We start from the raw sequence: 20271 nt of genomic DNA, 5'->3' as shown, positions 1-20271 counted from the left end.
AATCGATCTTCGGACCGCGCTAGGGTGGGGGTTTCCCCGCCGGAGATCTATGTCCGAGGAGTCATTCCCACGTGGCCGACAGCTTCGTTCACCTGCATGTCCACACCGAGTACTCGATGCTGGACGGGGCCGCGAAGAACGGCAAGCTGTTCGCGGAGGCCCAGCGGCAGGGCATGCCCGCCATCGCGATGAGCGACCACGGCAACATGTTCGGCGCGTACGAGTTCTTCCAGAGCGCGAAGAAGCTCGACGGCGCCGTGAAGCCGATCATCGGCATCGAGGCGTACGTGGCGCCCGGCTCGCGCTTCCACAAGAAGCCGACCTTCTGGGCGCCCGGCGGGCAGCGGCAGGTGAGCGCCGACGGCGAGGGCGGCAAGGACGTCTCCGGCGGCGGCCGGTACACCCACATGACGATGTGGGCGCAGAACGTCGCCGGCCTGCGGAACCTCTTCAAGCTCTCCTCGCTCGCGTCGATGGAGGGCTACTACATGAAGCCCCGGATGGACCGCGAGCTGATCGCCGCGAACGCCACCGGGATCATCGCCACCACCGGCTGCCCCTCCGGCGAGGTGCAGACCCGCCTGCGGCTCGGCCAGTACGAGGAGGCGGTCAAGGCCGCCGGCGCCTACCAGGACATCTTCGGCAAGGAGAACTACTTCCTGGAGCTGATGGACCACGGCCTGTCCATCGAGCGGGACGTCCGCCAGGACCTGCTGCGGCTGGCCAAGGAACTGAACATCCCGCTGCTGGCCACCAACGACTCGCACTACGTGACCGCCGACCAGGCGGACGCGCACGACAGCCTGCTCTGCGTCGGCGTGGGCAAGAACAAGGACGACCCGAACCGCTTCAAGTTCAACGGCGACGGCTACTACGTCAAGACCGCCGACGAGATGCAGGCGCTGTTCAGCGAGCTCCCGGAGGCCTGCGCCAACACGCTGGCGATCGCCGAGCGGATCGAGCCGTACGACGAGGTCTTCAACTACGTCGACCGGATGCCGCAGTTCGACGTCCCCGAGGGGGAGACCCAGGCGTCCTTCCTGCGCCAGAAGATCAAGGCCGGCCTGAAGGTCCGCTACGGCGACAACCCGAGCCAGGAGGTGCTGGACCGGGTCGAGCTGGAGATGGGCGTCATCTCCCCGATGGGCTTCGACGCGTACTTCCTCGTGGTCGCCGACATCTGCCAGTACGCCCGCGACAACGGCATCCCGGTCGGCCCGGGCCGAGGCTCCGCGGCCGGCTCGATGGTCTCGTACCTGACCCGGATCACCGAGCTGGACCCGCTGGAGCACGACCTCCTGTTCGAGCGGTTCCTCAACCCCGAGCGCATCAACCCCCCGGACGTCGACATCGACTTCGACGACCGCCAGCGCGACCAGATGGTGCGCTACGTCACCGACAAGTACGGCGCCGAGTACACCGCCCAGGTGAACACCTTCGGCACCATCAAGGCGAAGGCCGCCGTCAAGGACGCCAACCGCATCCTCGGCTACCCCTTCGCGATGGGCGACCGGATCACCAAGGCGATGCCGCCGGACGTGATGGGCAAGGGCGTCCCGCTCGCGGACCTCTTCAACGAGAAGCACCCCCGGTACAACGAGGGCACCGAGATCCGGGCGCTGTACCAGAACGAGCCCGACGTCAAGAAGATCATCGACACCGGCCTGGGCATCGAGGGCCTGATCCGCGGCACCGGCGTGCACGCGGCCGCGGTGATCCTCTCCTCGACCCCGCTGCTGGAACTCGTCCCGCTGCACATGCGGGACAAGGACGGCGTGATCATCACCGGCTTCGACTACCCGTCGTGCGAAGCCATGGGCCTGATCAAGATGGACTTCCTGGGTCTGCGGAACCTGGGCATCATCGACCACTGCATCAAGATCGTGAAGGCCAACCGCGGTGTCGAGGTCGACATCGAGAAGATCGCGCTGGACGACCCCACCACGTACGAACTGCTCGCCCGCGGTGACACCCTGGGCGTGTTCCAGCTCGACGGCGGCCCCATGCGCGCCCTGCTCAAGCTGATGAAGCCGACCGAGTTCGCCGACATCTCCGCCGTCTCGGCGCTGTACCGGCCGGGCCCGATGGGCATGAACTCGCACACCAACTACGCGCTGCGCAAGAACGCCCAGCAGGAGATCATCCCGATCCACCCGGAGCTGGAGGAGCCCCTCAAGGAGGTCCTCGGCCCCACCTACGGCCTGATCGTCTACCAGGAGCAGGTGCAGCGAGCCGCCCAGGTGCTGGCCGGCTACAGCCTCGGACAGGCCGACCTGCTCCGCCGCGCGATGGGCAAGAAGAAGAAAGAGGTCCTGGAGAAGGAGTTCGTCCCCTTCCACGCGGGCTGCAAGGAGCGCGGCTACTCGGACGAGGCGATCCAGGCGGTCTGGGACGTGCTGGTCCCGTTCGCCGGCTACGCGTTCAACAAATCGCACTCCGCCGCCTACGGCCTGGTCTCGTACCAGACCGCGTACCTCAAGGCCAACTACCCGGCCGAGTACATGGCCGCCCTGCTGACCTCGGTGGCCGACGACAAGGACAAGATGGCCGTCTACCTGGCGGAGTGCCGCCAGATGGGCATCAAGATCCTTTCCCCGGACGTCAACGAGTCCGTGGTCGACTTCACCGCCGTCGGCAACGACGTCCGCTTCGGCCTCAAGGCCGTCCGCAACGTCGGCGTGCCGGTGATCGAGTCGCTGGTCAAGACCCGCGGCGAGAAGGGCAAGTACACCTCCTTCGCCGACTTCCTGGACAAGGTCGAGCTGGTGGTGTGCAACAAGCGCACCATCGACTCGCTGATCAAGGCCGGCGCCTTCGACTCGCTCGGGCACACCCGTCTGTCGCTGACCACCGTCCACGAGAACGCCATCGACGCCGTCACCGGCGTCAAGAAGCAGCAGGCCATCGGCCAGGACGACCTCTTCGGCGCGATGGACACCGGCGAGGACATCCCCACCATCGGGCTGGACTTCGAACTCACCGACCGCGAATGGCCGCGCAAGCAACTGCTCAGCCTGGAGCGGGAGATGCTCGGCCTGTACGTCTCCAGCCACCCGCTGGACGGCGCCGAGCACATCCTCTCCCGCAACCGCGACATCTCCATCGCCGAACTGCTCGGCTCCGGCCGCACCGAGGGCGAGGTCAAGCTCGCCGGCCTGATCACCTCGGTCGACCGGCGGATCAACAAGGCGGGCAACGCCTGGGCGATCATCACCCTGGCCGACCGGGACGGCTCGGTCGAGGTGCTGTTCTTCCCCGCCACCTACAACCTGATGGCCGACCAGATGGTCGAGGACAACGTCATCTCGGCCCGCGGGCGGCTCAACGAGCGCGACGGCTCGCTGAGCATCTTCGGGCAGGAGATCACCCAGCTCGACATCTCCTCCGCCGAGCACGGCGGCAAGCCGCCGATCCAGATCACCGTGCCCGAGGCCAAGGTCAACCCGCACATGGTCCGCGAGCTCAAGCGCTCGCTGCGGGCGCACCCCGGCGACGTGCCGGTGCGGCTGCTGACCACCAGCCGGCAGAAGAACGTCCTGTACGAGCTGGGCTTCCTGGTCAACACCGACAACGCCTTCGCCAGCGAGGTCAAGACGCTGCTCGGGCCCTCTGCCTGGAGCATCTGACAGCGCTCGCCCGGCGTTCCGGTGCCGCCGGGCCGCGCGCCCCGGGGCCGGCCGGCCCCGGGGCGCACCCGCTCAGCCGGTCAGGCGGTGACCAGGGACAGGCCGTAGACCGAGAGGATCTCGTTCACCGGCTGGAACCAGGTCTGGCCGCCGCTGCTGCAGTTGCCCCAGCCGCCGGAGGTCACGCCCTGCGCCTGGTCCCCGGTGATGAAGGAGCCGCCGGAGTCGCCCGGCTCGGCGCAGACGCTGGTCCGGGTCACCTGGTAGACCGCGCCCTGGCTGTAGTTGACGGTCTCGTTGAGGCCCTGCACCGTGCCGCAGTGCCAGTGGGTGGTGGAGCCGGAGCGGCAGACCGAGGAGCCGACCGGGGCCTGCCAGGACCCGCGGACCAGCACGTCACTGACGGTGCCCCAGCCGAGGACCACCGGGACGGTCCACCAGCCGTTGCCGATCCGGATGAACGAGTAGTCGTTGCCCGGGAACGACGAGCCGGCGAACGAGCCCATCGCCGAACCGTCCCAGCCGGCCACGCTGCTGCCCGCGCCGCCGCAGTGCCCGGCGCTGACGAAGCCGCCCTGCACCGCGAACCCGATCGAGCAGCGGGTGTTGCCGTTGATGTAGTACGGGTCCCCGCCGACCACGCCGGCCGACAGGGTGCGCGGCGTACGGTCGGCGCCCTGCTCCTCGACCGTCACCGGGCCGGCCTGCTCCGCCGCGGCGACGAAGGCCGCCACCCGGGCGTCCTGCCGGGCGCCGGGGGCGAGTTCGACCACCACGCTGTTGCGTCGCGGGTCGACCCGCCAGCTGCTGACCCCCGCCGGGGCCGCGGCGGCCCGGGAGCGGGTGTCGATGGCGGCCTTCGCGCTGTCGAGCTCCTGCTGCGAGTGCCGGACGACCACCGTCTCGGCCCCCGCCGCCCGGAGCGCGGTGCTCCGCGCGGCGTCGGTGACGGCGACCACCAGGGTCTCCCGGTCGGCGTCGTACCAGGAGCCGGCGAAGGCCTGGCCGGCGAGCTGCTCGGCCCGGGGTGCCAGCCGGGCCGCGAGGTCCTCCCGGGCCAGCCGGCGGGCGGCCTGACCCTCGGTGAGGCCGAGGTCGCGCCGGAGCGCGTCGGTGAGCCCCGGCGACAGCGGCCGGGCCGTGCCGGTGGCGGAGGTTTCGCCCGTACGGTCGGCGGCCGCGGCGGCCGAGACGCCGAGGCCGAGCGTGGACAGGGTCATGAGGGTGGCCATGGCCACCCTGGCAAGGGTGTTTCGCACCGCTGATCTCCTCTGATCCGTGGCGGGTGGGGCCTGCCTTACGGGGAGAGAGCGCTCTCTGCACTACGGGTCTAGACCGCGCCGGTTAGCTTTACATCGTTGAATGTCCGCGTCAACCGGGCCAACCGAACTGCCCCGCACAGAATCTGACACCGCATCGGCTTCCGGGGGGCCCGGACGGGTGGTTGTCACCGTGGCCGGAAAGCGCTCCCAGGCCCGTCGGCGCGACGGCCGGCGGCGGCTCCTCCGATGCGTCCCCCGCCGGGCCGGAGCGGTAGTCTCCGGATTGGCCACGGCCGCCCGCCTCGTCCCCGCGCGGGGACTGCCACGCGTCACAGAAGGACACCGCCATGCCCGACCAGCTCACCGCCGCCCACCGCGAACCCGAGCGCGCCGAGACCATCCTGCGGGTCTTCGAAGCCGCCTTCGGCGAGCTGCTCGCCCAGGACCCGGCCGCCTTCCGGGTCAAGTTCCGCAAGATGGCCGCCTCCGCCTTCGCGTTCTACCGCGGCACCGCCGGCCTCTTCTACGCCGACCTCACCACCGCCCCCTACGACGGCTACGGCGCCGCCTTCCTCGACGAGCGCACCAGCCGGGTCTGGATCCACGGCGACCTGCACGCCGAGAACTTCGGCAGCTACCTCAACTCCGAGGGCCGGCTGGTGTTCAACGTCAACGACTTCGACGAGGCCTACGTCGGTGCCTTCACCTGGGACGTCCAGCGACTGGCCGCCAGCCTCGCGCTGATCGGCTACGCCAAGGCGCTCTCCGACGACACCATCACCGAACTCGTCCGCACCTTCGCCGCCGCCTACCGCGGGCGGATCGCCGCCCTGGTCCGGGGCGGCGGGAGCACCTCCGTCACCCTGGACACCGCGACCGGCCCGATCCTGGAGACCTTGCGCCGGGCCCGGCTGCAGACCCGGGTCGCCCTGCTGGACTCCGAGACCGTCATCGACGGGTACGACCGCCGGTTCCGCAAGGGCGGCGGCGCGTTCGAACTGGACGAGGCCACCAAGGCCGAGGTGCTCACCGCCTTCGAGGCCTACCTCACCACCCTGCCGCCGGCCACCCGGACCCGCCCGGACGCGCTGCGGGTCAAGGACGTCGTCGGCCGCCGCGGCATCGGCATCGGCAGCGCCGGACTGCCCTCGTACAACCTGCTGCTGGAGGGGCACACCGACGCCCTGGAGAACGACGTCATCATCTACATGAAGCAGGGCCAGACCCCGGCCGTCTCCCGGCACGTCACCGACCCCGGGATCCGGGGCTACTTCGAGCACGAGGGCCACCGCACGGTCATCTCCCAGCGCGCCCTCCAGGCGCACAGCGACCCGTGGCTCGGCTACGCCTCGCTGCGCGGCCAGGGCCAGCTGGTCGCCGAGGTCTCCCCGTACGCCACCGACCTCGACTGGACCGACCTCAACGAGCAGGCGGACCTGCACTCGGTGACCGACTACCTGGGCCGGGCCACCGCCACCATGCACGCCGCCGCGGACGAGTCCTCCAGCGGCCACACCCTGGTGCCGTTCTCCACCGAGCACGCCATCGACGCCGCCATCGGCAAGGACGAGGAGGGCTTCACGACCATGCTGGCCGACTTCGCCCACGCCTACGGCGCCCGGGCCCGGCAGGACCACCAGATCTTCGTCGACCTGTTCCGCAACGGCCGCATCCCCGGCCTGTAACACCCTTCGCCGGCACGTCAGGTCAGGGTGGTGACCGGCGCGTACCTCCGGTCCTGGTCGTCACCGCCGCCGGCCCCACCACCGCCACCGCCCACCGGTCAGGCCTCCGGGTCGCGCAGGCCGACGCAGTCGAGCGCCCAGAAGGGCTCCGAGTACACGAAGGTGCCCGTCATCCACGGCTCGTGGGCGGACAGCCTGGCCACCTGGAAGGCCGGTCCGGGGATCCGCAGCGACGGGGAGCGGAAGCCCGCCGGGGTGGCCGGCTCGAAGCCGCGGGTGCGGTACCAGCCGGGGTCGCCCTCCAGGAAGACCAGGGGCGCGCCCGTGTCCTCGGCCGCCGCGAGGGCGTGCCGGACCAGCCGGGTCCCGATGCCCCGGCCCTGGTGCTCCGGGAGCACGCCGAGCGGGGAGAGGCTGAGCACGTCCACGATCCGGCGCGGGGCGTCCAGCCGGCAGCCGCTCAGCAGGACGTGGCCGAGGACCGCGCCGTCCAGCACCGCGACGAAGGACAGCGGCCCGGCTCCGGCCCTCGCCTCGCGGAGCGCCTCCACCAGCCGGGACACCCGGCCGTCGTCGCCGAAGGCCCGGGTGTGCAGGAGGTGGACGCCCTCGTGGTCCTGGGCGGTCTCCGGCCGGATCGCGACCCGGTCGCCGGCGTGGGGCCCGGGGGCCGGCCCGGTCGCGGTGGTCGCGGTGGTCGCGGCGGCCGGGACGGCCGGGACGGCGGTGGTCGTCACCGGGATGGTCGTCACAGGGACGGCCCGGACGGGGGCGGCGGCGGGGCGCGCGGGGGTGTCTCCGGGGCGCGCGGGCGGCGGGGGCTCAGCGGTCATGCGCGTGAGGCTATGCCCTGAACGCCCGGCCGGGCACGGGGATTCACGGCCCGCGGGCGCGCCACCGGGGGCCGGTGCCCGGGCCGTGCGGCCCAGTCGTATTCCCCCGGGGATCCGGGCGCGCTAGCCTCGGTCGACACGCTGGACATGGGTACCGCAAGGGGGACTTCGTGACGTTCGACCCTTACCGAACACCACCGGCCGACGGACGCCCGGGGGTGGCACCCGTGCGCCGCGGCCCCGACGGGTCCCTGATCGCCATCGGCCTGCTGTCGGTCGTGGCCCTGCTGAGCGAACTGGGGATCCTCGCCTACGACATCAGCCAGCAGGGTCCCGGGTACCTGCCGACCGCGCTCGGCATCAGCTTCGACCACTACGTCCAGGAGGCCCCGGTGGGCTTCTTCGGCTACGACTCCGCGCTGACGGTCGCGCTGATCGTGCTGGCCGTGGCGGCGTTCAGCGGCCGGCGGTGGGTGCGCCCGGCGGCCGTCGTGCTGTTCGCCGTGGACGGGTACGCGGCCGGGGCCTTCCTGATCTACGAGCTGACCAACGAGTTCACCGCCGGGCGGTTCGCCCAGCCGACGTCCTCCCTGATCCTGAACCTGACCCGGGTGCTGGCCGTGCTGCTGGCCCTCGTCGTCGCCGTCGTGGTGCTCGCCACCCGCTCCCGCGGCGCGGGCACCGGCGCGGCCGGGCCGCAGCAGAACCCGTACCTCGGGTACCCGCCGGCGCCGTTCCCGGCCCAACCGGGCGGCCCCGGGCAGCCGTTCGGCTCCGCCCCGGCCTACGCGCCGGAGCGGTCCGTCACGGCTCCCCCGCCGTACGCGGCGGCCCCGCCGTTCCCGCCCGCGCAGCCGTACCCGCCGGCTCCGCCCGCCGCTCCGCCGGCCGGCCCGCCGGAGGACCGGCACCCGGGCTGACCGGGCGACGGGTCGCGGCCGGTGCTGACCGGGCGCGGCCCGTCCGGCCGCCCTCAGTCCTTGAGCTGGGTGAAGCGGATGCGGTTGCCGAACGGGTCGCGCAGGCCGCAGTCGATCCCGTACGGGCGCTCGGTGGGCTCCTCGGTGAACTCGACGCCCAGGCCGAGCAGCGTCTCGTAGGTCTTGCGGCAGTCCTCCGTGGTGAAGATCAGCCAGCCGCCGGTCGCGCCCTTGGTGACCAGCTCCCGGACCTGCTCGGCGGTCTCCTCGGACATCGCCGGGGCGCCCGGCCGCTCCAGCAGGATCTGCCGCTCCGGGTGGCCGGGGACGCTGACCGCGAGCCAGCGCATGAAGCCCATGTCGACGTCTGCGGCGACCTCCAGGCCCAGCTTGCCGACGTAGAAGTCGAGGGCCTCGTCCTGGTCGAGGACGAAAATCTGCGAGTGCGTGATGGCGTTGAACATGTGCTCGACGCTACTCGGCGGGTCCGGCGAAAACTTATCCGAAACCGCTCGTCCGGCTACCGCCGTCGGGCGGCTGCCGGCCCTTGCCCGCCCCGCCCGGTCACGCGCTCGGGCGGGTCCAGGCCATCGTGAAGCAGGTCGGCACGACGGTGGCGGCCGCCTCCTTCCGGTAGGTCCTCGGCGACCGGCCGACGATGGCGTGGAAGGTCCGGCTGAAGGTGCCCGGGCTGCCGAAGCCGACCTCGAAGCAGATCTCGGTCACGCTGCGCCCGCTCTCCCGCAGCAGGAACATCGCCCGCTCGACCCGGCGGCGCTGCAGGTAGCGGTGCGGCGTCTCGCCGAAGGTGGCCCGGAAGGTCCGCGAGAAGTGCGCCTCGGAGACGTGCGCGATCCGGGCCAGGGCGGGGACGTCCAGCGGCTGGGCGTAGGCGCGGTCCATCGCGTCCCGGGCCCGCAGCATCAGGCGGTTGGTCTCTTCGGCGGCGCGGCTCACCGGGCCATCAGACCACGGCCCGCGCCGTCCGGGCCACGTACGGGGGCACGGCGGCGGCCGGCGGGCACCGTGGGCGCGGACGGCCGGCGAGGCCTCCGCCCGGTACCCGCCGCGGGCCGTCCCTCAGGCGTCCAGTTCCGCCAGGAAGTCCAGCGCGGCCGCCCAGGTCTGCTCGGCGGCCTCGGCGTCGTAGTCGGGCAGGTCGGGGTCGGTGAAGACGTGGCCGGCGCCCCGGTAGCGGTGGACCTCGACGTCGGCGCCCGCCCTGCGCATCCGCAGGTACCAGGCGTTGAGCCAGTCCTCGGACTCGAACGGGTCCGGCTCGGCGACGTGCAGCTGGACGGGGACGGAGGTGGCGGCGTCGTCCCGGAGGTCCGAGGTGCCGTGCAGCAGCAACAGGCCCTTGGCCTGCTCGTCCGCGAGGGCGAGGTTCTGGGCGAGGGCGCCGCCGAGCGAGAAGCCGGCGTAGACCAGGCCCTCCGGCGGCGGCGTGGTCCCGTTCGCGGGGGTGAGCAGCGGGACGACGGCGGTGACCGCCCGGCGCAGCAGTTCGTCGCTGGTGATCTCCTCCTTGTACGCCATGCCCTCCTCGACGTTGTCGAAGGTCCGGCCGTCGTAGAGGTCGGGGGTGTGCACCTGGTGGCCGGCGGCGCGCAGCCGGTCGGCGGCCGCGTGGACGGCCGGGCGCAGGCCGTAGGCGGAGTGCAGGAGGACGATCTGGGCCACGGGTGCGTTCCTTCGCGATCTCGGTCGGGTCGCCTCCCATGATCCCGCATGATCCGGCGCGATCCCGCGCACCCGCCCGCCGCGCCCGGCCCGGATGGCCGCCGGGTGGCGTGGCGGACGCCGGCGGGTGCCGGTGTCCACGCCTCGGTGAAGAGTCGACGAACAGTCAGTCCCGCCTATGGGCAGCACGGTTACCCGGCGGTAGCCTGAGCGCGTGATTGATCCCATACATGACAAGCCCCTGGCCGACGCCACCACCCGCCCGCGCCGTCGCCAGGTGCTCAAGGCCACCGCGATCGCAGCCGGGGCGGCGACCCTGCCACTGGCCCTCGGCGAGCGCGCCGTCGCCGACACCCTGCCGGCCCAGGGCCCGGCCTTCCTGCACGGCGTCGCCTCCGGCGACCCGCTCCCCGACGGTGTCGTGGTGTGGACCCGGGTGACCCCGACCCCGGCCGCCGTGCCCGGATCGGGCGCCGGCCCGGACACCGAGGTCCGCTGGGAGCTGGCCACCGACCGCGGCTTCACCACCCTCGCGGTGAGCGGCACGGTGACCACCTCGGCCGGCACCGACCACACCGTGAAGGTCGACGCCCGCGGCCTGCGGCCCGACACCACGTACTGGTACCGCTTCACGGCCGGCGGCGTCACCTCGCCCGCCGGCCGCACCCGCACCGCCCCCGCGAGCGACGCCGCCGTGCAGCGGCTGCGGCTGGGCGTCGCGTCCTGCGCGAACTGGGAGGCGGGCTACTTCTCCGCCTACCGGCACCTGGCCGCCCGCGGCGACCTCGACGTCTTCCTCTTCCTCGGCGACTACATCTACGAGTACCGGACGGGCGAGTTCTGCGCCGCCGGCAAGGTCGTGCGCCCGCACCAGCCGGCCCACGAGATCCTGAACCTCGCGGACTACCGCACCCGGCACGGCACCTACAAGACCGACCCGGACCTCCAGGCCCTGCACGCGGCCATCCCGACCATCGCGATCTGGGACGACCACGAATTCGCCAACGACGCCTCCTCGGTGGGCGCCGAGAACCACACGCCGGGCACCGAGGGCGACTGGGCGGCCCGGGTCGCCGCGGCGAAGCAGGCCTACTTCGAGTGGATGCCCGTCCGCCCGTCGATCGCCGGCACCACCTACCGCCGGCTGCGCTACGGGAAGCTGGCCGACCTCTCGCTGCTCGACCTGCGCTCGTTCCGCTCCGCGCAGGTGAAGGTGGGCGACGGCGACGTCGACTCGGCCGACCGCACGATCACCGGCCGGGCCCAGCTCGACTGGCTGAAGTCCGGGCTGTCCGCCTCCGACACCACCTGGCGGCTGGTCGGCAACTCGGTGATGATCTCGCCGGTCGCCTTCCTGTCCCTGCCGGACTACCTGCTGCGCCCGCTCGCCAAGCTGCTCGGCCTGCCGGGCGAGGGCCTGGCGGTCAACCCGGACCAGTGGGACGGCTACACCCACGACCGCCGCGAACTGCTCGGCCACCTGAAGGCGCAGGGCATCCGCAACACGGTCTTCCTGACCGGCGACATCCACTCGGCGTGGGCGGCCGACGTGCCGGACGAGGCCGCCACCTACCCCGCCTCGGGCAGCGTCGCCACCGAGTTCGTGGTCACCTCGGTGACCTCCGACAACGTCGACGACTTCCTGAAGGTCGCCCCGCAGACCGTCTCGCTGGTCGCCGCGGGGGCCCTCAAGGCCGCCAACCGGCACCTGAAGTGGATCGACCTGGACTCGCACGGCTACGGCGTCCTGGACGTCACCCCGGAGCAGGTCCAGATGGACTACTACATCCTGTCCGACCGCACCAAGCGCGAGGCCACCAGCACCTGGACCCGCTCCTACCGCAGCCGCTCCGGGAGCCAGGCCCTGGAGCGCGTCTGGGCGCCGGTGAAGTGACACCCGCCGGGCCGCCGGCACCCCGGCCGGGGTGGCGGGGGCCCGGTCGTTCCGGGGGCCCGGTCGTTCCGGGGGCCGGGCGGCCTCCGCCGGACGGCCGTCCCGGGACGGCGACGACCGGCGGTCAGCTCCGGCCGGAGATCTCCGACCAGACGATCACATCGGCCGTGCCCCCGTTGACGAAGTCCGTACCCAGCGACGTGATGGTCACCAGGGCCGTCCGCCCGGCCCGGGTCCCGACACACAGCACGCTGCCCTCCGCCACCTGGAGATAGGAGGCACCGTCCTGGGAGATGCTGTCGGCGCACTGCCGGGCGGTGGGTGTGCCCCGTCCGGTCCACAGGACGAGGTTGCCGAGACCGGCCGGGCCGGAGGTCCCGGTGATCAAGCCGTCCAGCGGGTTCAGCTGCAGGTCGGCCGAATCGCCGCCACCGGCGCTCGGCGGGGCCGCGTCGAGACGCAGGCCGAGCAGGGACATCCGCACCCTCCCCTGCCAGCGGACTCCTTGGGCGGCCGCGGAGGGCGCCGCGGCCGGCGGGGACGCCCCCACCGGGCCGGAGGAACCGTCCGGGACGGGCGCGGCCCCGGTGGGGCCGGGGTTCGGGGCGACGGGCTGCGGGCTGCTCGGCAGAGGGTCGCCCGAGGGCCCGAAGAGCTTCACCAGGGAGAAGAGCCCGCCGGCGAGCATCACCGCGGAGGCGAGCACCAGCATGGTGACCACCCCGCGCCCGAGCCCCGCCGGCGCGGGCACGTTCACCTGGACGCCGTGGGCGCCGTACTGCAGGCCGGCGGAGCCCTTGATCGTGTTCGGGGGCGGGTAACCCGGATTCGGCGGCCCGGGCCGGGGATCCGTCATCTCCGGCGTCCGAAGGTGTTCACCTGGTACCCGTGGGGCCCGACCTGGATCGCGGCGTCGCCGTGAACGACGTTCCCGGTCGCCTCGTAGGCGGCGGGCGGGGCCTGCCGGGACTCGGCCCGGGCGTCCGCCAGCGCGGCCCGCAGGGCGGCGGCGAACTCGTGGTCCCGGGCCAGGGCGTCGCGCAGCACCAGGGCCAGCCAGGTGCGGGTGCCCTCCGACGCGGCGGGTTGCCCGGCCGCGGCCTCCTCCCGCAGTCGCAGCAACGCGGTCTCGCCCCCCAGCCGGCCGCTCACCACCTCGTGCACCCGGCGCACCGCCGCGCCCGGACCGTCCCCGGCGCCCGGACGCGCACCGCCCGCCGCCCAGGCGAACAGCCACCCGACCGCGGTCTCCTCTTCGGTCACCCTGCCACCCCCACGTTCTGACGTAGCATCAGACCGTACTACCGATCGGTGTCGACGGAAGGCCGGAGAGCTGATTCCCTCCTCCGGCGATGCCCGGCGGCCGGGGGGAGGTTCCGTCCGGGCGACAGCCGTCGGCCCGCCCCCGCCCGCCCCGCCGTCGCCGGTCGGTCCAGGGCGCGGGTCCGGGCGGAGGCCGCCGGGGCCGGCGCGAGGCCGTCGGCGAGAGGTGTTGTTGTGACCGGTGTGGATCTGGTGGTGGCCGCGATCGCGGCCGGAGCGACGGCCGGGCTGACGGACGCCGCCAACAGTGGTGTCCGGGACGCCTACGAGGCGCTGCGCACGGCGGCGCGCCGACGGCTGGGCGGACGCGAGGAGCGCGTCGAGCAGGCCGACCCGGAGGCCCGGGGGGCTGTCCTCGCGGAGGAGCTCACGGCGGCGGGCGCCCTGGAGGACGAGGAACTCCTGCGGGCCGCCCGGGTGCTGCTGGACCTGCTCCGGCAGCCCGGGGAGGACCAGGTCCGGCTCGGCGGCGACGAGTACCGGGTGGACCTGCGCGACGCCAAGGGCGTGGCGGTCGGCCCCGGCATCCAGCAGACCAACAACTTCAACTGACCGGCCGGCGAGGGCCCGGGGCACCGCGACCGCGGCCCCGGGCCCTCCGGCGTGCCCGGCCGCCCGGACGGCCGGGCAATAGCGGGCCGCCTTCGGCCCGATGCCGTTCTTTGTTTTCGTATTGCACATAATGCGCGGCCGTCGCGAGCCCGGCTTTGAATGGCCTTCCCGTCGCAGCCGAATGGCTGTCGGAGCGTCAATTCACGTTTTTGTTACCGGAGAAGACGAGTTACCGACCCGAAAGGCTTGACGCCGAAAGTTGGTCTAGTCCAATGTAGGGTCAGGGCTCGTGACGCCGACTATTCCCCGGGGGCGGAATCCAGGCGCGTCACGTCCGACGGCCACCGGCTCCGCGACGGGAATTCCCGGCGCGTCCGCAGTGAGCTGCCCGCCGTCGGCCGAACCCGGCCCCGCCCAGCTCTTGTTACGCCCTGTCACCGAAATCCAGCAGCCTGGAGTGACCGCATGACCCGACCCGACCGACGGCACCGTCCGCCCGGCACGAACCGGCCGCCCGCCCGCACCAGCACCGAGCAGCGCCCCGCACACCGCCCCGCGCAGGATTCCGCACCGCGGACCCCCGAGCCCTTCCCCGCAGGGGAGTTGTCCGCCGGCGACCGCCCGCCCCGGACGGCAGCGCCGCACCGGGGCCGCCACCGCGCCGCGCCGGCGCCCCGGCCCGGGCCGGTGCGGCGGTGAACGACCAGGGGGGAGCCACCATCAGCCGGGGCCTGCGGGCCGCCCTGTCCGCCGCGTCCGAGGACGGGATCATCTACGACCTGGCCGGGATCGCCGGCCGGTACGCCACCCTGGTCGAGGAACTGCCGGGCGTCGCCGTGCGGTTCGCCATGAAGGCCTGCCCGGTGGACGAGGTGCTGGCCCATCTGGCGGCCCAGGGCGCCGGGTTCGACGCGGCGAGCCCCAACGAGATCGCGCAGGCCGTCCGGACGGGCGTGCCGGCCGGCCGGATCCACTACGGCAACACGGTCAAGTCCGACCGGAGCATCGCCGAGGCGTACCGGCTCGGCGTCCGGGACTTCGCCACCGACAGCCTGGAGGACGTCGAGGCGATCGCGGCCCACGCTCCCGGCTCCCGGGTGTTCTGCCGGCTGGCGACCAGCGGCGAGGGCGCGCTCTGGGGGCTCAGCCAGAAGTTCGGCTGCTCGGGGGCCGACGCGCTGCTCGTCCTGGAGGCGGCCCGCAGGGCCGGGCTGACCCCGGCCGGCCTCTCCGTGCACGTCGGCTCGCAGCAGATGACGACCGAGGCCTGGCAGGACGCCTTCGAGCGGATCGGCGAGGTGCTGGTCGCCCTGGCGGCGGGCGGGATCCTGCTCGACCACGTCAATCTGGGCGGCGGCCTGCCCGCCCTCGGCTACCTGGACCGGCGCGGCAATCCGCTCGACCCCCCGCTGGACAAGATGTTCGCCGTGATCCGCGAGGGCGTGGAGCGGCTGCGCGACCTGGCCGGGTCCGAACTGGGCCTCGTCATGGAACCGGGCCGCTACCTGGTCGCCGACCAGGGCGCCATCAAGGCCCACGTGGCCCGGCTCTCCTCGCGCGAGCAGCTCGACGGCGAGCGCCGGCACTGGCTCTACCTGAGCTGCGGGAAGTTCAACGGGCTCTACGAGATGGACGAGTTGCAGTACCGGCTGGTCTTCCCCTCGCACCCGGACGGGGAGTACGTCCCGGCCGTGGTGGCGGGCCCCAGCTGCGACAGCGACGACGCCTACGACCATGAGCACAGCCGTGTCCAGGTGCCCAGCACGGTCGCCTCGGGGGACCCGGTCTGGATCCTCTCCGCCGGTGCGTACGCCGGGAGTTACATGACCCAGGGCTTCAACGGCTTCGATCCGCTGCCGCACCGCTCGGTCCGCGGCGAGCCGGTGGGCGCCCGGTGACCGGACAGCACGGTCGGTCACCCAGCGTGCACGGGAGTGCGCCCTCCGGGACGGGCCGGCCGCCCGGCGCGCGGGTTTTCGTATTCACTCGGAACATTTTCACCGAACGTACTCCGGACGACGCCGGAGAACGACAGGCACATCGGACGGGATAACCCCGCCGAACCCTCTCGGGACGACCGGCCGGGCCGCTCCCGCGAGTTCCCGGCCCGCCGCCACGGGCCCGCGGCCCAATTCCCCGGCCGGAATTCAAGGCCGTCCCGAGGGCGCACGAGTCACCCCGGCCGCCCGCACCCACCGACACCCATCTGGTCCCTGGAGTTCCCGCATGCCGACCACCGACCCCTATCTGCACCGCGCCGCGACCGGCCGCCCGTACTTCAGCGCGGACGGCGAGTCGTACCTGGCGCAGACCCCGCTGAGGGAGATCCGCAAGACCCAGCCGCTGCGGGTGCTGTCCGAGGAGGACCTCGCCTTCTGGCAGACCTACGGCTACGTCGTGGTCAAGGAGGCGATCCCCGCCGAAGCCGCCCGGCGGCTGCTGGACTTCACCTGGGACTTCCAGGGCCTCGACCCGGACCGCCCGGACACCTGGTACGAGGAGCGGCCCTACCGCGACGGGCTGGACCGGCACCTGCACGTGTACGGCTTCGTCGAGGCGTACCACCACCAGCTGCTCTGGGACAGCCGGCAGACCCGCCGCGTCTACGACGCCTTCGTCGACGTCTGGGACAGCGAGGAGCTCTGGGTCACCCTCGACCGGCTCAACCTCAACCCGCCGAACATCAAGAACCGCGACCGCGCCCTGATCGAACCCACCGACACCGGGTTCGACATCGAACTGCACTGGGACATCGACAGCACCCTCGGCGTGGTCCCGCAGCGCGTGCAGGGCATCATCGCGCTCAACGACACCGAGCCCGACCTCGGCGGGTTCCAGTGCAACCCCGAGCTGTTCCGCCGCTTCGACGAGTGGAAGCTGGGCCAGCCGGCCGACCGCGACCCGATCCGCCCCGCCGTCGACCGGGACGAATACCCGGTGGTGCGGCCGGAGTTGTCCGCCGGTGACCTGCTGATCTGGAACGGCGCACTGGCCCACGGCGTCGCCCGCAACATCTCCGACGGCGGGGTCCGGGCGGTCCAGTACCTCTCGATGATGCCCGCGCTGGAGGAGCACGAGGAGATGCGCCGCTCGCGGATCAACTCCTGGTACACCCTCAGCACCCCCGACTGGAACCGCACCCTGGTCGGCGACGCCGTCAAGCACGAGTCCCTCCGGTACGGCACCGCCGAACTCGACGACCTCGGCAAGAAGCTGCTCGGCCTGACCCCCTGGCACGGGACGGAGTCCGCCCGATGAGCCGCGACGACGCCCCGCGCAGGATCTGCCTGACCCTGCCCACCAACCGGGCCTGCACCACCACCATCGCCGACATCGCCGAGGAAGCCGCCTACGCCGCACGGGAGTTCGGCGTCGAGGTCAGACTGCTGATCCTCGACTCCTCCGACCCGTCGAGCTTCGCCGAGCACACCAAGGCCGTCCGCGAACTGCCCGCCGTGCCGGACGTGACCGTGCACCACCTGGACGAGGCCGCGCAGCGCGAGTTCCTCCGGGCGGCGATCGGGCGCGCCGGGCTCCCGGGCCGGGCGCGGCTGCTCGACCTGATGCTCCCCGACGCCGTCTCCTACGGCGCCTGCACCAACCGGGCCTTCCTGCTGGCCGCCGCCCTCGGCTGCGACTCGATCCACCGCCGGGACTCCGACAGCGGCTACCAGACGCTGGACGGCGAACCGGTCTTCCCCGTCCACCACGAGCTGCTCTCGCTCGGGCGGACCGGCGCCGAGGCGGCCGCCGGCGTCACCGAGAACGTGCTGGACCAGGCGCACGGCGGCAAGCCGGTGTCCATGGTCGGCGGCTCCTTCGTCGGTGAACTGTCGGTCGACGTCAGCGAGATCAAGGAGCTGGACCCCGCCGTCTACCACGACGTGGTCAGCCTGTGGGCGCCGCCCGAGTGGTCGGCGGAGGAGATCGGGGAGCTGGTCAAGGAATCGTTCGTGGGGGCCGGCACCGAGCCGTTCACGACGGACCGCTCGGTGCTGGACGTCCCCGACATCTGGCGGCTGGACATGTGCAACATCGGCTTCGACCGCGAACTGTACGAGCGCGTCCCGCTGCCGCCCGCCACCGACACCATCGGCAGCGACTACTTCCTGCTGCACGTGGTCCGTCACGCCCCGCTGCCCGCGGTCGTGCACAACCGGCACATCGTCAACTACTACACCGCGGAGCGGCGGACCGGCGCCGGATTCATCGCCTACCAGCTGCGGTTCGTGAAGTTCCTGCTGTCGATGCTCTACTTCCACCCCGTCTACTTCGACCTGGAGGCGGCCGGGCCCGCCCTGCTGGACGAACGGCACCGCGTCCGGGCCGACGAGATCGCCGGGTTCGCCCGGCGGGTCGCCGGGGCCGACCGCGCGGAGAACGTCCGCCGGCTGGACGTCGTGGACCAGCGGTACCGGCAACTGGGCGGCAGGTACGCCGAGTTCGCCGACCACCTGCGGCCACTGCGGGAGCGGCTGCTGGACGAGGCGCAGGCGGACATCGAGTCCTTCGCGCTGCTGATCGAGGCGTGGGCGCCGCTGGTGGCCGCGAGCCGGGCCGTCGGCCTGGCGCAGCAGCCGTGCTAGGGGCCGTCCGGCGGATCCTGCCGGGAGCCGGCCGGTCCGCCCGCCCGCACGAGCGGCGGCGGCACATCGACGGAAGGGGTACCGGCCATGGCCGATGACAGCATCCGCCTGCGCCCGCTGGCGGAGGACGACTGGGACGCGGTGGTGGCGCTGGAGGAACGCGCCTACGCCGCCAGCGGCCTCTCCGAGGGACGGGAGGTCCTGCGGTCCAGGGGCAGCGTCTCGCCGTCCACCTGCTTCGTGCTGGAGCACGAGGGAGAGTTCGGCGGCTACCTGCTGGCCCTGCCCTACCCACGCGGCGAATGCCCGGAGTTGACCCTGACGGAGGCCTCCCGCTTCGAGTCGGAGAACCTGCACGCGCACGACTTCGTGATCACCGAGGAGCTGCGGGCGCGCGGGCTGTCACCGCACTTCGTCCGGCAGATCGAGCAGGAGGCGCGGTCCCAGGGGTTCGACCGGATCTCCATGGTGGCCGTCCAGCGCAGCCACGTCCTCTGGCGCCGGCTCGGGTTCGACACCCACGCCGAGGTCACCCTCCCCGAGAGCTACGGCACGGACGCGGTCTACATGTCCAAAGCCCTGTAGACCGCCCCGGACGGGGCACCGCAGTACCAGCGATCCGCTGCACGGGTCACCAGCGAAAGACCGAGTAGGGCTGAATCACACATGTCCAGCATCCACGTTCCCTTCCGCAGAGCCCAGGTGGCCATCGCGGCGCTGTTCCTCTTCCTGGGCTTCCAGTACGCCACCTGGGTGTCGCGGCTGCCCGCGCTGAAGGCCCACCTGGACCTCAACGAGGCCCAGGTCGGCCTGCTGCTGATGGCGGGCGGCGCGGGCGCGGTGGCGTCCTTCCCGCTGGTGCCGACCGTGATGAAGCGCCTGGGCTCCCGGCTGCTGTCGCTGGTCTCGGCAGCGGCCCTGGTCGTGGTCCTGCTGCTGCTCGCGGTGGCCCCGAACTACCCCGTGACCCTGCTGCTCATCTGCCTGGACGGCGTGGCGGTGGGCTTCCTCAACGTCGCGATGAACGCCCAGGGCGCCGCCCTGGAGGTCGCGTACGAGCGCACCGTGATGGCCAGGTTCCACGCCACCTTCAGCGCCGGCTCGCTGACCGCCGCACTGCTCGCCTCGGGCGTGAACGCGTTCAGCTCCTCGCTGGCCGTGCACTTCGGGGCGGCCGCCGTGCTGCTGGTGCTCGTGGTCGGCCTGACCCAGGGCGGCCTGCTCCGGCAGGACCAGCAGGCCGGGGAGGCACCCGCGCAGGACGAGGAGCCGGCCGCGGCCCCGCCGTCCGACGAGCAGCCCGCGAAGGGCGGGCGCCGGCTCACCCTGCCGTCCCGGGCCGTGCTCTGGATGGGCCTCGCGATGGTGTTCGGCACCGTGACCGAGGGCGCCATGAACGACTGGTCCACCCTCTACATGAAGGACGTCGCCGAGGCCGCGCCCGAGGTGGCGCCGCTGGGCATCGCCGTGGTGTCCGGGATGATGGTGCTCGCCCGGATCTTCGCCGACGGCTGGCGCGCCCGCTGGGGCGACGGCCCGATCGTGGTCGCCGGCGCCGCCCTGGCCGCGGCCGGACTGGCCGCCGCACTGCTGGCCGGCGGCGTTGCCCCCGCACTGATCGGCTTCGCCTGCGTGGGCCTGGGCGTCGCGGCCGTCACCCCGTGCGTCTACGTGGCCGCCGCCCGGCAGGGCCCGGAGGCGCTCTCCCTGGTCGCCGCGATGGGGACGGTCGGCCTGCTGGCCGGCCCCGCCCTGATCGGCTTCGTCGCGGGCGGCAGCAGCCTGGTCTGGGGCATGGGGGCCGTCGCCGTCTCGGCCGGTCTGGTCTCCCTGTGCGCGACCCGGATCCGCTGGACCACCCTGGTCAAGGCCGCCTGACCGCACCGCAGCGTACGGGTGGCTTCCCG

Annotated in this window: 17 protein-coding genes; 10 read left to right on the top strand and 7 right to left on the bottom strand. The window is 72.6% G+C overall.

The genetic code is table 11. From position 1 onward, the window contains the following. Nucleotides 1–71 precede the first annotated feature (71 nt). Nucleotides 72–3626: a DNA polymerase III subunit alpha gene (dnaE, locus tag IE329_RS02780; RefSeq protein ID WP_190209145.1), complete on the top strand. Its 3555-nt coding sequence runs from the start codon at nt 72–74 to the stop codon at nt 3624–3626. Nucleotides 3627–3706: 80 nt separating this feature from the next. On the opposite strand, the gene IE329_RS02775 is transcribed toward dnaE, so the two are convergent. Then, nucleotides 3707–4858, bottom strand: coding sequence for an alpha-lytic protease prodomain-containing protein (locus tag IE329_RS02775; protein ID WP_190209344.1), 1152 nt, complete (start codon nt 4856–4858; stop codon nt 3707–3709). Nucleotides 4859–5235: 377 nt separating this feature from the next. Between IE329_RS02775 and IE329_RS02770 the strand changes: the two genes are divergently transcribed. Continuing rightward, the gene (locus tag IE329_RS02770) at nt 5236–6573 is read left to right on the top strand and encodes a DUF2252 domain-containing protein (RefSeq protein WP_190209144.1); all 1338 of its coding nucleotides are present in this window, start codon (nt 5236–5238) and stop codon (nt 6571–6573) included. Between the two features lie 98 nt (nt 6574–6671). On the opposite strand, the gene IE329_RS02765 is transcribed toward IE329_RS02770, so the two are convergent. After that, nucleotides 6672–7406: a GNAT family N-acetyltransferase gene (locus IE329_RS02765; RefSeq protein ID WP_308438324.1), complete on the bottom strand. Its 735-nt coding sequence runs from the start codon at nt 7404–7406 to the stop codon at nt 6672–6674. Nucleotides 7407–7576: 170 nt separating this feature from the next. Between IE329_RS02765 and IE329_RS02760 the strand changes: the two genes are divergently transcribed. Beyond that, complete coding sequence (locus tag IE329_RS02760; protein WP_190209143.1) at nt 7577–8326, top strand: hypothetical protein; 750 nt, start codon at nt 7577–7579, stop codon at nt 8324–8326. 53 nt (nt 8327–8379) lie between these two features. Here the strand turns inward: IE329_RS02760 and IE329_RS02755 are convergent, their stop codons facing one another. The 3 genes from IE329_RS02755 to IE329_RS02745 all read right to left on the bottom strand — a co-directional run bounded on the left by IE329_RS02755 (nt 8380) and on the right by IE329_RS02745 (nt 10009). Then, the gene (locus tag IE329_RS02755; RefSeq protein WP_190209142.1) at nt 8380–8790 is read right to left on the bottom strand and encodes a VOC family protein; all 411 of its coding nucleotides are present in this window, start codon (nt 8788–8790) and stop codon (nt 8380–8382) included. Nucleotides 8791–8890: 100 nt separating this feature from the next. After that, nucleotides 8891–9283, bottom strand: a complete 393-nt coding sequence (locus IE329_RS02750; RefSeq protein ID WP_190209141.1) for a helix-turn-helix domain-containing protein — start codon at nt 9281–9283, stop codon at nt 8891–8893. A gap of 123 nt (nt 9284–9406) precedes the next feature. Beyond that, nucleotides 9407–10009 (bottom strand): dienelactone hydrolase family protein, encoded by a 603-nt coding sequence (locus IE329_RS02745; RefSeq protein WP_190209140.1) that lies wholly within the window; start codon nt 10007–10009, stop codon nt 9407–9409. A 214-nt stretch (nt 10010–10223) separates the two neighbouring features. On the opposite strand from IE329_RS02745, the gene IE329_RS02740 reads away from it, so the two are divergent. Then, complete coding sequence (locus IE329_RS02740) at nt 10224–11903, top strand: alkaline phosphatase D family protein (protein ID WP_229927123.1); 1680 nt, start codon at nt 10224–10226, stop codon at nt 11901–11903. Between the two features lie 124 nt (nt 11904–12027). Here the strand turns inward: IE329_RS02740 and IE329_RS02735 are convergent, their stop codons facing one another. Beyond that, the gene (locus tag IE329_RS02735; protein ID WP_190209139.1) at nt 12028–12759 is read right to left on the bottom strand and encodes a hypothetical protein; all 732 of its coding nucleotides are present in this window, start codon (nt 12757–12759) and stop codon (nt 12028–12030) included. Continuing rightward, nucleotides 12756–13166 carry a chromosome partitioning protein gene (locus IE329_RS02730; RefSeq protein ID WP_190209138.1) on the bottom strand — a complete coding sequence of 137 codons (411 nt, stop codon included), beginning with the start codon at nt 13164–13166 and terminating at the stop codon, nt 12756–12758. The genes IE329_RS02735 and IE329_RS02730 overlap by 4 nt, the downstream gene beginning before the upstream one ends. Nucleotides 13167–13400: 234 nt before the next feature. On the opposite strand from IE329_RS02730, the gene IE329_RS02725 reads away from it, so the two are divergent. The 6 genes from IE329_RS02725 (at nt 13401) to IE329_RS02700 (ending at nt 20242) form a co-directional block, all read left to right on the top strand. Further along, nucleotides 13401–13778 carry a hypothetical protein gene (locus IE329_RS02725; RefSeq protein WP_190209137.1) on the top strand — a complete coding sequence of 126 codons (378 nt, stop codon included), beginning with the start codon at nt 13401–13403 and terminating at the stop codon, nt 13776–13778. 695 nt (nt 13779–14473) lie between these two features. Further along, a complete protein-coding gene (locus IE329_RS02720; protein WP_229927122.1) occupies nt 14474–15676 on the top strand; it encodes a type III PLP-dependent enzyme in 1203 nt (400 codons plus the stop codon). 328 nt (nt 15677–16004) lie between these two features. Further along, nucleotides 16005–17036 carry a phytanoyl-CoA dioxygenase family protein gene (locus IE329_RS02715; RefSeq protein WP_190209136.1) on the top strand — a complete coding sequence of 344 codons (1032 nt, stop codon included), beginning with the start codon at nt 16005–16007 and terminating at the stop codon, nt 17034–17036. Further along, the gene (locus IE329_RS02710) at nt 17033–18364 is read left to right on the top strand and encodes a DUF6271 family protein (RefSeq protein WP_190209135.1); all 1332 of its coding nucleotides are present in this window, start codon (nt 17033–17035) and stop codon (nt 18362–18364) included. The genes IE329_RS02715 and IE329_RS02710 overlap by 4 nt, the downstream gene beginning before the upstream one ends. Nucleotides 18365–18451: 87 nt before the next feature. Next, on the top strand, nt 18452–18949 hold the full coding sequence (locus IE329_RS02705; RefSeq protein WP_190209134.1) for a GNAT family N-acetyltransferase: 498 nt from the start codon (nt 18452–18454) through the stop codon (nt 18947–18949). Between the two features lie 81 nt (nt 18950–19030). After that, the gene (locus IE329_RS02700) at nt 19031–20242 is read left to right on the top strand and encodes an MFS transporter (RefSeq protein ID WP_190209133.1); all 1212 of its coding nucleotides are present in this window, start codon (nt 19031–19033) and stop codon (nt 20240–20242) included. Nucleotides 20243–20271: the final 29 nt, after the last annotated feature.

Origin of the sequence: Kitasatospora indigofera (assembly GCF_014655955.1) — a bacterium.
Lineage (GTDB): Bacteria > Actinomycetota > Actinomycetes > Streptomycetales > Streptomycetaceae > Kitasatospora > Kitasatospora indigofera.
The sequence above is the reverse complement of the archived record's forward strand: the minus strand, read 5'-3'. Positions and strand labels throughout refer to the sequence as shown.